The sequence below is a fragment of the Pseudomonas sp. efr-133-TYG-5 genome (assembly GCF_030209175.1).
Classification (GTDB): Bacteria; Pseudomonadota; Gammaproteobacteria; order Pseudomonadales; family Pseudomonadaceae; genus Aquipseudomonas.
The window spans coordinates 767,372-780,428 of the sequence record NZ_JARVSM010000001.1; the positions used below are offsets into that span (position 1 = coordinate 767,372).

The following is a 13,057-nucleotide window of genomic DNA, read 5'->3' on the forward strand; positions in this document are numbered from 1 at the left end:
ATTGACAGCTCACCTGCATCCCCATAACCTCGCCTCAACCTTCAACGTACCGGGATGACGCGGACGTGGGCAGCATCTATCTGATTCGACATGGCCAGGCCTCCTTTGGTGCAGACGACTATGACGTTCTCTCGCCGACCGGTGTGCGCCAGGCAGAAATCCTCGGTCGCCACCTGGCCGAGCTGGGGATCCGCTTCGACCGCTGCCTGTCCGGTGACCTGCGCCGCCAGCAACACACCGCCAACAGTGCGCTGGAACAGCTCGCTGCGGCGGGTCTGGCGATACCGCCGCTGGAAATCGATTCCGCGTTCAACGAGTTCGACGCCGATGCGGTGATTCGTGCGCTGCTGCCGGCAATGCTCGCGGACGAGCCGGAAGCGCTCGACATCCTGCGCAACGCCGCGCAGAACCGTGGCGAGTTCCAGCGCATCTTCGCCCTGATCATCGAACGCTGGCTGGCCGGCACCTACGACACCCCGGGCCTGGAGAGCTGGCTGGGCTTTGTCGAACGCGTGCAGGCCGGTCTGCAGCGCATCCTCGAACAAGCCGACAACACCCAGAAAATCGCCGTGTTCACCTCGGGCGGAACCATCACCGCCCTGCTCCACCTGATTACCCGGATGCCGGCCAGCCAGGCATTCGAGCTGAACTGGCAAATCGTCAACACCTCGCTCAACCAGCTGAAATTCCGCGGCCGCGAGGTGGCCCTGGCTTCCTTCAACAGTCATGCGCACCTGCAATTGTTGAAGGCCCCGGAACTCATCACTTTCCGCTGAGTCCGGATTACTGTGACCCTGCTGCAATCAACCCAAAAGGATCGAACAATGACCTCCGTAGCCGATGCCGTAAAAGCAATGCAAGCCAAGTTCAACCCAGCCGCTGCTGCCGGTCTGGATCTGGTCTTCGGTTTCAACATCACTGACGAAGACAAGCACTACGCCCTGATCGTCAAAGACGGCACTTGCGACATTCAGGAAGGCGAAAACGCCGACGCCAACTGCACCCTGGTGCTGGACAGTGCAACCCTGAAAGACATCGTCAGCGGCGAAACCGATGGCATGCAAGCATTCATGGGCGGCAAGCTGCGCGTTGAAGGCGACATGATGCTGTCGATGAAACTGTCCGAGCTGTTCCCTTCGTAATACCGCGGCTTCGCCCATGCGAAGCCTGCCGGATTACCCCACGAATCCCGCCCCTGTGGCGGGATTCGTGCGTCTTGGCCTGGGTAAACGGCGCCAGCTGCACACCGAGCACTGCAGCAACAAGAAATCACCCCACGCAAACGATGATGCATAAGACAGTTGATCGCCTCGGCAACATTGGCTGACACAACGTTGACCTCGATCAGTGGTGCGCGCCACAGCCCTCTCTAACCTTGCGTCTCCATCGAAAGCCACGGACGGCTCCCGGGAGCCAGCGGCTATCCCCTGCAAGGAAGAGCAAACATGCGATCACTCAAGATTATTCTACTGTCGTCGGCATTCAACGGCCTGACGCAACGCGCCTGGCTGGAACTGCGCCAGGCCGGGCATTCACCCAGCGTGGTGCTGTTCACCGACGAAGCCGCGGTCTGCGCGCAAATCGAACACAGCGGCGCCGACCTGGTCATCTGCCCGTTCCTCAAGGACCGTGTCCCCCAGGTGTTATGGAGCAACCCGCAGCGCCCGGTGGTAATCATTCACCCCGGCATCGTCGGTGACCGTGGCGCCAGTGCACTGGACTGGGCGATCACCCGCGAGCTGCCGACCTGGGGCGTGACCGCGCTGCAAGCGGTGGAGGAAATGGACGCCGGGCCGGTCTGGGCCACCTGCGAATTCAACCTGCCGGCGGGCCTGCGCAAGTCCGAGCTGTACAACGGCCGGGTCAGCGACGCAGGCATGCGCTGCATTCGCGAAGTCGTGGAAAAATTCGTCGACGGCTTCGTCCCGGTGGCGTTGGACTACGCCGATCCGAACGTGCGCGGACACTTGCAGCCGAACATGAAACAGGACGACCGCAGCTTCAGCTGGCATGACTGCGCGCGCTTCATCAAGCGCTGCATCGATGCCGCAGACGGGCAGCCCGGTGTGCTGGCCAGCCTCGCCGGCGCTCAGTACTACGTGTACGACGCCCACCTTGACGAGCGCAGCGGCGTGCCCGGTGAAATCCTTGCGGTGCATGACGACGCAGTGCTGGTGGCGACCGGCGATCACAGCCTGTGGATCGGCGCGCTGCGGCGCAAACCGCAACCCGGCGAAGAAACCTTCAAGCGCCCGGCGCGGCATGTCCTGGCCGAGCGACTGGCGCGGGTGCCGCTGCTGGACTGGTCGGTGGCCCATGCGCCGTTCAGCACCGAGGCCTATCAGCCACTGCGTTACCGAGAGTGCGGTCACGTCGGCGAGCTGACGTTCGAGTTCTACAATGGCGCGATGAGCACCGAGCAGTGCCAACGCATGGTCGAGGCCTTGCGCTGGGCCAAGGCCCGCGACACCCAGGTGCTGCTGATTCGCGGCGGCCGCGGCAGCTTTTGCAACGGCGTGCACCTGAACGTGATTCAGGCTGCCGAAGATCCGGGGGCCGAGGCCTGGGCCAATATCCAGGCCATCGACGACGTCTGCGCCGAACTGCTCAACGCGCGGCAACTGGTGGTCAGCGGCATCACCGGTAACGCCGGGGCAGGCGGAGTGATGCTGCCCCTGGCCGCCGATATCGTGTTCGCCCGCGCCGACATCGTGCTCAACCCGCACTACCGGAGCATGGGCCTGTACGGTTCGGAATACTGGACCTACAGCCTGCCCCGCGCTGTCGGCCCGGCCATGGCCGAGCAGTTGACCCAGGCTTGCCTGCCGATCAGCGCAGGCCAGGCGTTGCAACTGGGCATGATCCAGGAAGTCGGCCCGCGCTGCCCGGACGAGTTCGCGCTGTGGCTGCTGCAAAGGGCCAATGCCGCGCTGACCGATCCGACCTACGCCGCCATTCGCGAACGCAAGTTGCGCGTCGACACGGTGCTGATCCAGCAATGCCGCGAAAACGAACTGCAGGAAATGCAGGAAGACATGCTGTACAACCGCAGTCAGTTTGCCGAGAAGTGCCGCCACTTCGTCTACAAGCGCAAGGTCTGCGGCACGCCAGCGCGGCTGGTGGCGGACTGGGCGCGCGTGCGTGAGGTTGAACTGGCGCGGTGACCGCGAAGGGCTGGGCCAAGCGCCGTTATGACCGATGACGCGTTGCCGCCCAGCCCTTACAATGCGCGCACCTCATGCATCGGCCCGCCCATGGACATCGACCTCGCCCGTACCTTTCTGGAAATCGTCCGTCACGGCAGTCTCGCGGCGGCGGCGCAGAAGCTGTTCGTCACGCAAACGGCGATCACCGCCCGCGTGCAGAAGCTCGAAAGCCAGTTGGGCAGCACCCTGTTCGTGCGCAACCGCGCCGGGGCCAAACTGACGCCCAACGGTGAGGCCTTCGTGGTCTACGCCAACCAACTGGTGCAGACCTGGGAAGCCGCGCGCCGCGACCTGCCGCTGCCGGAGGGCTATCGCGACGTGCTGCACATCGGCGGCGAAGTCAGCCTGTGCAATCCGCTGATGCTCAGCTGGGCCGCCGAGCTGCGCGAGAAAATTCCCAGCCACGCCCTGCGCATGGAAATCCGCGACGGCGAGAACCTGCTGCGCCAGCTCGAACTCGGCGTGCTCGACGCCGCGCTGGTGTACCAGCCGGAATACTGGCCAGGCCTGCAGGTCGAGCAGGTCCTGGAAGAAAAACTGATTCTGGTGCGTACCCCGGACCGCCCCGATCCCTACGTCTATATCGACTGGGGCCCGGACTTCCGCCGCCAGCACGACGCCGCGCTGCCGGAAAAAGCCAAGGCGGCGCTGGGTTTCAATCTCGGCCCGCTGGCCCTGCAATACATTCTGGAAAACGGCGGCAGCGGCTATTTCCGCACCCGCGTGGTTCGCACCTACCTGGAGAGCGGCGCGCTGGAGACGGTGACCAAAGCGCCGGAGTTCGGCTATCCGACCTACCTGGTGTATTCGCGCGACCGGGACTCGGCGACCCTGCAACAGGCGTTCGACCTGCTGCGCGAAGTGATCCGCGCCGATGACGACTGGTCGCAACGCTGGAATCCGTTGAGCTGAGTCCGGGCGCCCACGACCGCTTTGCACCGAATGATGGCATTTGTGTCCTCAAGGTTGGCCCTGCCGCCGACGCGGGATCGGCTACGCTGCTGGGATAACAACAATCCCGCAGGTGACCGCAGTGAGGCAGACCACCGAAGCGTTCCGCAGCCGCTACCGCGCCGCCATCCATCGGCGTTATAACCCGTGGCTGCACGGCACCTTCGTGATGCTGTTCGGCCTCCTGGCCATCGGCGCCTTCTGCAGCGCTGTGCACCGGGTGCAGGCGCTGGAATGGCTGACCGTGCCGCTGACCCTGCTGCTGTTCAACGCTGGCGTCTACGCGGTGCACCGGCACCTGGGGCATCACAAGAAAAGCTTGGCGAAAATGTTCTACGCCCGCCACGCCGGCGACCATCACAGTTTTTTCACTTCCGGCCACATGACCTACGACAGCGCCCGCGACTGGCGGGTGATCCTGTTCCCGGCGTGGCTAATCGTGCTGCACACCCTGGTCATCACCCTGCCCTTGTGGTGGCTGATCGCGCAGGTCAATACCAACGTCGCCGGGTTGTTCGGCGCCTGCATGGTCCTCGGTTACCTGACCTATGAAGTGTTTCACGCGCTCGAACATTTGCCGGCGAGCAATCCGCTGACCCGCCTGCCGTGGATTCGCCAGATGCGCCGCCTGCATGAGCTGCATCACCGCCGCGAGCGCATGCAGGAGCGCAATTTCAATATCGTCCTGCCATTGATGGACTACCTGTTCGGCACCCTCTACTGGGAACCGGAACCCACGCCGCTGAGCCTTTCGAGAACGCCCATGACCCGCATGCAGCACCAGATCGACATCGCCGGCGAGCCGATTGCCGTCCTCACCTACGCGGCCAGCGTCACTCGCTGGCCGGAATGGCACCCGTCGTCGCTGAAGATCGAGGGCCCCGCCGGGCCGCTGCATGCCGGTGCACGCTTCGCCGAGGACATCCATGCCGGCGGCCGCTCGGGGCACCTGCGATGGGAAGTGACCGAGTACCTGCCCGGTCGGCGCTGGTGCGCGCGGGCCCAGGGCGATCACGGCCTATCGTTGCTGCTGACCTATGAGTGTTCGGCTGAGGGCAGTGGCACGCGGTTCATCCGCACCCTGGATTACCGGTTCGAGGGCCTGGCCATGCGCGTGGCCAATCAGTTGCTGCTCAAACGGCGCATCGAGCGCGAGTCGGCAGCCTCGATGCTCGCCCTGCGTGAGCGAGCGGTGCAGTCCCTGGCCTCCGTGCGGGCCAGCGCATGAAGCTGCTTCAGGGCGTGGGGCTGCTGATCATCGTCGTTGTGGCATTCCTGTTGTTGCTGCCGACCCGCGTCGAGCCCGTGGCCTGGACGCCGCCACCGGCACCGTCGCTGACCGAGGGGGTATACGCCGATAACCAACGGCTCAAGCGCGTGGAGCGGATCGGCCCGAGCGACATCGAAGGGCCCGAGGCTCTGTTGCTGGAAAACGATTTGCTGATCACCGGGCTGCATGACGGGCGCCTGATCCAGAGCAGCCTCGACGGTCAGCAGCGCAAGGTGCTGGCCGACACCGGCGGCCGTCCCCTTGGTCTGGCGCGGCACCCCAATGGTCTGCTGGTGATTGCCGATGGCGTCAAGGGGTTGCTGTCGCTCGATGCCCAGGGGCAACTGGTGGCATTGACCACCGCCGCCAATGGCCTGGCCTTCGGTTTCACCGATGACGTGGCGATCGACAAGTCCGGGCATTACGCCTACTTCAGCGACGCGTCGAGTCGCTGGGGCTACGGTCACGACGGCGAGGCCATCATCGAGCACGGTGGCGACGGGCGCCTGCTGCGCTACGACTTCCAGACCGGCAAGACCAGCGTGCTATTGGACAAACTGGAGTTTGCCAACGGCGTCACCCTCGGCCCTGACGACGCCTATGTGCTGGTCAACGAAACCGGAGCCTACCGCATCAGCCGTTACTGGCTGACCGGGCCCAAGGCCGGCACGCATGACCTGTTCATCGACAACCTGCCGGGACTGCCGGACAACCTCGCCTTCAACGGTCGCGAGCGCTTCTGGGTGGCGCTGTATGCGCCGCGCAATCCGTTGCTCGATGGCACTGCCGCGCATCCGTTCGTGCGCAAGATGATCGTGCGTGCCCTCACCGTATTGCCCAAACCGGTGGAGAAGCGCGGCTTCGTGCTGGGCCTGGACCTGGAGGGCAAGGTCATCGCCAATCTGCAGGACGCGAGCAACGGCAATTACTCGCCGATTACCACGGCGCGAGAGTATGGCGACTGGTTGTATTTCGGCTCGCTGAAAGCCACGCACATGGCGCGGCTGCCGTTGGCGGACGCGTTGCAGTAACCCAGGAGGATGCCCGCTATCGCAGGCAAGCCAGCGCCTGCACACGCTGGCTTGCCGGCACTGCCTCAGTTACTCGACTTGTCGAATTTTTCCGGATCTTCATCCGTCGGCAACTGATCCGGTTCCGGCTCTTCTTCGGGATAGGCCGTGGTGTGCGCCGGACTGTTGGGTTCGGGATGGGTCGGAACCGGGTCGAATGCACCCTGTTGTTCGCTGGGGAATTTCGGATCGGCCATGGGGCACCTCGCAAGGAGTCGATGAATTCGGACTCTGAACATTCGAGGTGCCAGGTGGTCACGGCGTTCAAAAGGATCCGCCACCGATGGTCGGCGGATCAGCCGATGCTCAGGAACGCGCCTGCAATTGCTGGACGATCTTGTCCTTGACCAGCAAACGCTTCTCCTTGAGTTTCTTCAGCACATCGTCACTGGGCGCGTCCGACGTGGCGGTTTCCGCTTTGACCACTTCGGCGTCGGCCTGGGCGTATTTGTTGATCAATGAATCCAGAAATGGATCCTCGGTGCGTTTTTGCTGGATCTCTTCCTTCGATATCTTCAAATCCTGGAACAGGTCATGGGAAACCGGCATGGAACACCTCCGTCAATTGATCGGCAGCCAGCGCGACTGATTGCGCCAGCCAGTTATCAGAATGGCCTCGGTTGTCGGGTTCTGTCGACCTCCTGTCTGACCAGCGGTGGCCGTTCGTCGTCCTTTGGCAAATCCGATCAAACCTTTGCCGCTGCGCGTCGCTCCATTGAACAACGCTCACAACAACCTGCGTGGAGAAACATCAATGGACGGATTCAACCTGCGTCACCTGGCCCTCGCTGTCGCTTTGAGCTGCGGCATGGGCAGCGCCTTCGCTGCCACTTCCAACAGTTTTGTCGACGACGCCGCAGCCGGTGGCATTGCCGAGATCGAAACCAGCCGCCTGGCGCTGGAAAAAAGCTCCTCGGCCGACATCAAGGCATTTGCCAACATGATGATCACCGATCACGGCAAGGCCAACGATGAGTTGGCGAGCATCGCCAAGGCCAACGACATCAAGGTTCCCGACGAAACCACCCTGGTCAAACAGGCCAAGGAAAAGATCCTCGACATGCGCGATGAATCCTTCGACGCAGCCTACGCCAACAATCAGGTCAAGGCCCACGAAGAGACCATCGAGCTGTTCAAGAAAGAAGCCAACACCGTGACCGACGACAAGGTCAAAGGCGCCCCGGAACTGAAAGCCTTCGCGCAGAAAATGCTCCCGGCGCTGGAAAAACACCTGGCCCAGGCCAAAGAGCTGCAAGCCAAGCATCCAAGCAAGTAAATTTCCTGCACTGCATAAACAAAGAGGCCGCATCGATCGATGCGGCCTCTTTGTTTATGCAGCGACTAACCGCCGTCGGTGTCGATGTCGGCGTCGGTGTCATCACCGGGCTGGGCCCGATCCGGCTCGGGCTTGAAGCCGGGGCTGAACTCATTGTCGTTGTCGGTGTGCTGGTTCTTCTGGTCCACCGCCGGATCGGCACTTTGCGCCTGCTTGCCCTCGCCCTGTTGTTGCGTCGGCGCCGGTTGCCCTGGCACCTGCGGGTCAATCGCCGGATCGTTGCGATTGATCGGTTCGGCGGAAGGGTTCTGCTGTTGCGTCGATTGCTCGTTCATACGCACCTCATTCATCGAATCAAGCCCGACTCAAATGAGCCGGGCCTTGATGATTCGAAGCCGCGCGATGGGCAATCGTTCAAAAGATCGACGCTGGCCGGGCGATTGTGCGCACTGCCGTCCTCGCTTCAGCGCTGGTTCGACAGCGCGCGGGCCAGGAACGGCGCGGTGCGACTCTTCTTGTTCGCCGCGACTTTCTGCGGCGTGCCAGCCACGACGATCCGGCCCCCCTGATCCCCCGCACCAGGGCCGATATCGATCACCCAATCGCTCTGCGCGACCACGCGCATTTCGTGCTCGACGACGATCACCGTGTGCCCTGCCGTGACCAGCGTGTCCAGTTGTTCGAGGAGGCGATCGACGTCACGCGGATGCAGTCCGGTGGTCGGCTCGTCGAGCACGTACAACGTGGCACCGCGCTGGTTGCGTTGCAGCTCGGTGGCCAGTTTGATCCGCTGCGCCTCGCCGCCGGACAACTCCGTCGCCGGCTGGCCGAGGCGCAGATAGCCCAGGCCGATATCGCGCAGCACTTCCAGCGAGCGGTGGATGCCCGCCTGCTCGGCAAACACGCTCACGGCCTCGTCCACGGTCAACTGCAGCACCTGGGCGATGCTCAGCCCCTGCCAGTGCACGGCGAGCGTGTCCGGGTTGTAACGGGCGCCATGGCAGGTCGGGCACGGCGCATAGACGCTGGGCATGAACAGCAACTCGACGCTGACAAAACCCTCGCCCTCGCAGGTCGGGCAACGGCCCTTGGCGACGTTGAAGGAAAACTGGCCGGCGTCGTAACCCGCCGCCTGTGCTTCGGGGGTGGCGGCGAACAGCTTGCGCACGTTGTCGAACAGCCCGGTGTAGGTCGCCAGGTTGGAACGCGGTGTGCGACCGATGGGTTTCTGATCGACCTGCACCAGGCGTTTGATCGACTCCAGCCCGGCCACCACCTGACCGCTGCTGACCTGCGGGGTGTCGTCCTCGAGGCTGAGCTCCTGCTCTTGCGCATCGCTGGCCGGGCGGCCCAATTGCGCGCCGACCAGTTCCAGCAACGCCTGGCTGACCAGGCTCGACTTGCCGGAACCGGAGACACCGGTCACCGAAGTGAAGCAGCCCAGAGGAAACTCGGCGCTGAGATTATTCAGGTTGTTGCGAGTGATGCCGTCCAGCTTCAACCAGCCTGACGGTTTGCGGGCGACGCGCGTCGGCCGTTGCTGTTCGGCGAACAGATAAGCCCGCGTCTGCGACTCGCTGACCGCGGCCAACCCGGCCGGCGGGCCGCTGTACAGTACGCGCCCACCCTGCTCGCCGGCCGCCGGGCCGACATCGATCAGCCAGTCGGCGCGGCGCATGGTTTCCAGGTCATGCTCGACGACAAACAAGGTATTGCCGTCAGCCTTCAAACGCTGCAGCGCTTCGAACAACGCCTCGCCATCGGCCGGATGCAAACCGGCCGAAGGTTCGTCGAGCACATAGATCACGCCGAACAGCTGCGACCCCAACTGTGTAGCCAGGCGTAGGCGCTGCAACTCACCGGACGACAGGGTCGGCGTGCTGCGCTCCAGCGCCAGGTAGCCGAGGCCGAGATCGGTCAAGGTGCTGACCCGCTCCAGCAGGTCTTCGGCAATGCGTTGCGCGGCCAGGCGTTTCTCCAGCGACAGGTTCGGCGTATGCCGCACATCCGGCGCGTTGGCATGGCCGCTGGCGCCGTGGGCGACGCGCTGCTGGCGGGCCTCGCGGGTCTGCGCGTGGCTGAGGGTTTCGCCGCTTTCATCGGCGTGCTCCAGATACGTCGCGGCGGCCACCGGCTTCAGCACCTCGGCGACTTGCAGCAGCGGCATCTGCGACAGCTCGCCAATGTCGTAGCCGGCAAAAGTCACCGACAGCGCTTCACGCTTGAGGCGCTTGCCGTCGCACAAGGGGCACGGGCTGCCGAGCATGAACTGCGAAACACGCTTTTTCATCAGCGCACTTTGCGAGTGGGTGAACGTGTGCAGGATGTAGCGGCGGGCGCCGATGAACGTGCCTTGATAGCTCGGCTCCATGTTGCGCTTGAGGGCGACGCGGGTTTCTTCCGGCGTCAGTCCGGCGTACACAGGCACAGTCGGGGTTTCTTCGGTGAAGAGAATCCAGTCACGCTGTTTTTTCGGCAGTTTGCGCCAGGGGATATCGACGTCGATGCCCATGGTCACGAGGATGTCGCGCAGGTTCTGCCCTTGCCAGGCCAGCGGCCAGGACGCCACCGCACGCTGGCGGATGGTCAGGTTAGGGTCCGGCACCATCAGCGCTTCGGTCACTTCATACACCCGGCCCAGGCCATGGCATTGCGGGCAAGCGCCTTGCGGAGTGTTCGGCGAAAAGTCCTCGGCGTAGAGCATCGGTTGCCCTGGCGGATAGCTGCCGGCGCGCGAATAGAGCATGCGGATCAGGCTCGACAGCGTGGTGACACTGCCCACCGACGAGCGCGTACTCGGTGTACCGCGCTGCTGCTGCAGGGCCACGGCGGGCGGCAGGCCTTCGATGGCGTCGACATCCGGCACGCCGACCTGGTCGATCAGCCGCCGGGCATAAGGCGCCACCGATTCGAAATAGCGCCGTTGCGCCTCGGCATACAAGGTCGAAAACGCCAGCGAGGATTTGCCCGAACCGGATACGCCGGTGAACACCACGAGGGCGTCGCGGGGGATGTCGACGTCGACGTTCTTCAGGTTGTGTTCACGGGCGCCACGCACCCGAACCATGCCGGAGGGTGCCTTGGAGATACGCTTGGTAGTCATCGGCCTGCCTTGAACGAAAGGTGTGAAATACGTCGCTGCCGGGCGGCCTCAGCCACCCAGCACCGAACGCAACATCTGCAACAGCGCTTCGGGGCTGTAGGGTTTGCCGAGCAAGTGGGTGTCGGGGCTGAGCTGGTGATTGCGCGAAATGATGTCGCGGGTATGCCCGGAGGTGAACAGCACGGCCACGGGCGGCACCTGCACTTTGGCCCAGGCCGCCAGGTCGGAACTCTTGATCAGCCCCGGCATGACCACGTCGGTGAAGATCATGTCGACTTCCGCACCGTCGAGCAGGATCTGCATGGCGGCATCGCCATTGCCGGCGGTCAGCACGCGATAGCCTTCTTCGCGCAACAGCTCGACCGCCGAGGCGCGCACCGCTTCATTGTCCTCGACCACCAGAATGGTCTCGTGGCCACCGCCCAGGCCTTCATCGATAACCGGCGTCTCGTGGCGCAGTGCGCGCAGGCTGCGCGGGAAATACAGCTGTACCCGCGTACCCTCGCCGATCTGGCTGTCGATCTCGACGTGGCCGCCGCTCTGCTTGACGAAGCCGAACACCATGCTCAAACCGAGGCCGGTGCCCTGCCCGTCGGCCTTGGTAGTGAAGAACGGTTCGAACACTTGCTCGAGCAGATGGGGAGCGATACCCACCCCGCTGTCGCTGACCGAAACCCGCACATAGTCGCCCGGGACGATGCCCTTGCCGGCGCAGAACGAATGGTCGAGGCAGATGTTCTGTGCGCTCAGGCCGATGGTGCCCTCGCCTTTCATGGCGTCGCGGGCATTGATCGCCAAGTTGAGAATGGCGTTTTCCAATTGATTGCGGTCGACGTTGATGTGCCACGGTTGCTGCGGCAACTGCACGTCGATCTGAATGGTCTCGCCCAGGGCGCGCTGCAGCAGCTCACCGACCCCCTCGAAAATCTGTCGCGGATCGCACACCGCCGGCGACAACGGCTGGCGCCGGGCAAACGCCAGCAGCTGCGACGACAATTTGGCCCCGCGCTCGACCGCCGCCAGCGAGGCGCTGACCCGCCGCTGCACGTTGGCGTTGTTCGGCTCGTGCCGGGCCAGCAGGTGCAGGTTGCCGGCGATCACTTGCAGCAGGTTGTTGAAGTCGTGGGCGACACCGCCAGTGAGCCCGCCGATGGCTTCGAGCTTCTGCGACTGGCGTAGTTGCTCTTCAGCAGCCAGTCGCGCATCGACCTCCGCCGCCACGCGCTGCTCGAGGTTGCGGGTGAACTTCAGCAGGGACTCTTCGGCGATCTTGCGTTCGTGGATATCGATCAGCACGCCGGGGAACCGCAACGCCTCGCCCTGTGCGTCGAACTCGCAGCAGCCACTGGCCAACACCCACAGGTAACTGCCATCGGCACGCAGCACGCGATATTCGGCGTTGTACGGCTCACCGGTGCGCACCGCGTGGTCGATCCGCTCCCGCACCCAGGCGAGGTCATCGGCATGGATGTGCGCCTCGGTGACGTCCAGCGGCAGATTGCTCAGGTCCTGATCGGGCGGGTAGGAAAACGTACGGGCGAAACGCTCGTCCGCCGACAGCACATTGTTTTTCACGTCCCAGACGAACGAGCCGAGCAAGGCCCCGGCGTTCAGCGCCAGACGCACCCGCTCGTTGTCGGCGCGGTACGCCGCCTCGGCAGCCTGGCGCCGGCGTTCGGAGTGCACGAATTCAGTGGTTTCGACGACCATGGCCATGACCCCGGCGGGAATCCCGTCGTCGTTGGCCACGGGGCTGTAATACAGGTCCATCCAGACATCTTCGGGAACACCGTCGCGCAGCAGCACCAATTCCTTGTTGCGGAACGACAAGGTGCCGCCGGCCAGGCAGGTGTCGACCACATGCCGGTTGAAATCGGCGACCTCCGGCCAGCCCAGTTCCACCGGCGAGCCGAGCAGATACGGATGACGGCCGCCGGCGAACTCCGAATAGGCATCGTTGTAGATCATGTAACCGGCCCGGCCCCAGAGCATGACCATCGGCAGTGGCGAGGCCAGCATCAGTTGCACGGCGCTGCACAGGCTGGCCGACCAGGCCTGGAGCGGGCCCAGGTCAGTCCGGCTCCAGTCGAACGCGCGAATGCGCCCGGCCATCTCGCCTTTCCAGCCGTCGCACCCATGGCTATCGGATAAAAACTGCATCGACTCGCTCAATGTCCTGTG

At 63.9% G+C, this 13,057-nt stretch carries 12 protein-coding genes; 7 read left to right on the forward strand and 5 right to left on the reverse strand.

From position 1 onward, the window contains the following. The first annotated feature begins 65 nt into the window (after nucleotides 1-65). The 6 genes from QRN70_RS03345 (at nucleotide 66) to QRN70_RS03370 (ending at nucleotide 6,458) form a co-directional block, all read left to right on the forward strand. Nucleotides 66-776, forward strand: coding sequence for a histidine phosphatase family protein (locus QRN70_RS03345; RefSeq protein WP_285415794.1), 711 nt, complete (start codon nucleotides 66-68; stop codon nucleotides 774-776). 48 nt (nucleotides 777-824) lie between these two features. After that, nucleotides 825-1,142, forward strand: coding sequence for an SCP2 sterol-binding domain-containing protein (locus tag QRN70_RS03350; protein WP_007967870.1), 318 nt, complete (start codon nucleotides 825-827; stop codon nucleotides 1,140-1,142). A gap of 303 nt (nucleotides 1,143-1,445) precedes the next feature. Further along, a complete protein-coding gene (locus QRN70_RS03355) occupies nucleotides 1,446-3,164 on the forward strand; it encodes a hydrogenase maturation protein (RefSeq protein WP_285415795.1) in 1,719 nt (572 codons plus the stop codon). 90 nt (nucleotides 3,165-3,254) lie between these two features. After that, the gene (locus tag QRN70_RS03360; protein ID WP_285417998.1) at nucleotides 3,255-4,118 is read left to right on the forward strand and encodes a LysR family transcriptional regulator; all 864 of its coding nucleotides are present in this window, start codon (nucleotides 3,255-3,257) and stop codon (nucleotides 4,116-4,118) included. A gap of 121 nt (nucleotides 4,119-4,239) precedes the next feature. Next, entirely contained in the window at nucleotides 4,240-5,385 is a 1,146-nt protein-coding gene (locus tag QRN70_RS03365) for a sterol desaturase/SRPBCC family protein (RefSeq protein WP_285415796.1), read from the forward strand. Then, nucleotides 5,382-6,458, forward strand: coding sequence for an SMP-30/gluconolactonase/LRE family protein (locus tag QRN70_RS03370; protein ID WP_285415797.1), 1,077 nt, complete (start codon nucleotides 5,382-5,384; stop codon nucleotides 6,456-6,458). Before QRN70_RS03365 ends, QRN70_RS03370 begins: the two co-directional genes overlap by 4 nt. Before the next feature lie 65 nt (nucleotides 6,459-6,523). Here the strand turns inward: QRN70_RS03370 and QRN70_RS03375 are convergent, their stop codons facing one another. Then, nucleotides 6,524-6,694, reverse strand: coding sequence for a hypothetical protein (locus tag QRN70_RS03375; RefSeq protein ID WP_285415798.1), 171 nt, complete (start codon nucleotides 6,692-6,694; stop codon nucleotides 6,524-6,526). Between the two features lie 109 nt (nucleotides 6,695-6,803). Next, nucleotides 6,804-7,046: a DUF465 domain-containing protein gene (locus QRN70_RS03380; protein WP_285415799.1), complete on the reverse strand. Its 243-nt coding sequence runs from the start codon at nucleotides 7,044-7,046 to the stop codon at nucleotides 6,804-6,806. Between the two features lie 205 nt (nucleotides 7,047-7,251). Between QRN70_RS03380 and QRN70_RS03385 the strand changes: the two genes are divergently transcribed. After that, nucleotides 7,252-7,773 (forward strand): DUF4142 domain-containing protein, encoded by a 522-nt coding sequence (locus QRN70_RS03385; protein ID WP_285415800.1) that lies wholly within the window; start codon nucleotides 7,252-7,254, stop codon nucleotides 7,771-7,773. A gap of 65 nt (nucleotides 7,774-7,838) precedes the next feature. On the opposite strand, the gene QRN70_RS03390 is transcribed toward QRN70_RS03385, so the two are convergent. The 3 genes from QRN70_RS03390 to QRN70_RS03400 form a co-directional block, all read right to left on the reverse strand. After that, entirely contained in the window at nucleotides 7,839-8,108 is a 270-nt protein-coding gene (locus QRN70_RS03390; protein ID WP_285415801.1) for a hypothetical protein, read from the reverse strand. A gap of 128 nt (nucleotides 8,109-8,236) precedes the next feature. Then, complete coding sequence (locus QRN70_RS03395; protein WP_285415802.1) at nucleotides 8,237-10,876, reverse strand: excinuclease ABC subunit UvrA; 2,640 nt, start codon at nucleotides 10,874-10,876, stop codon at nucleotides 8,237-8,239. A gap of 48 nt (nucleotides 10,877-10,924) precedes the next feature. Then, entirely contained in the window at nucleotides 10,925-13,036 is a 2,112-nt protein-coding gene (locus QRN70_RS03400) for a hybrid sensor histidine kinase/response regulator (protein WP_285415803.1), read from the reverse strand. Nucleotides 13,037-13,057 lie beyond the last annotated feature (21 nt).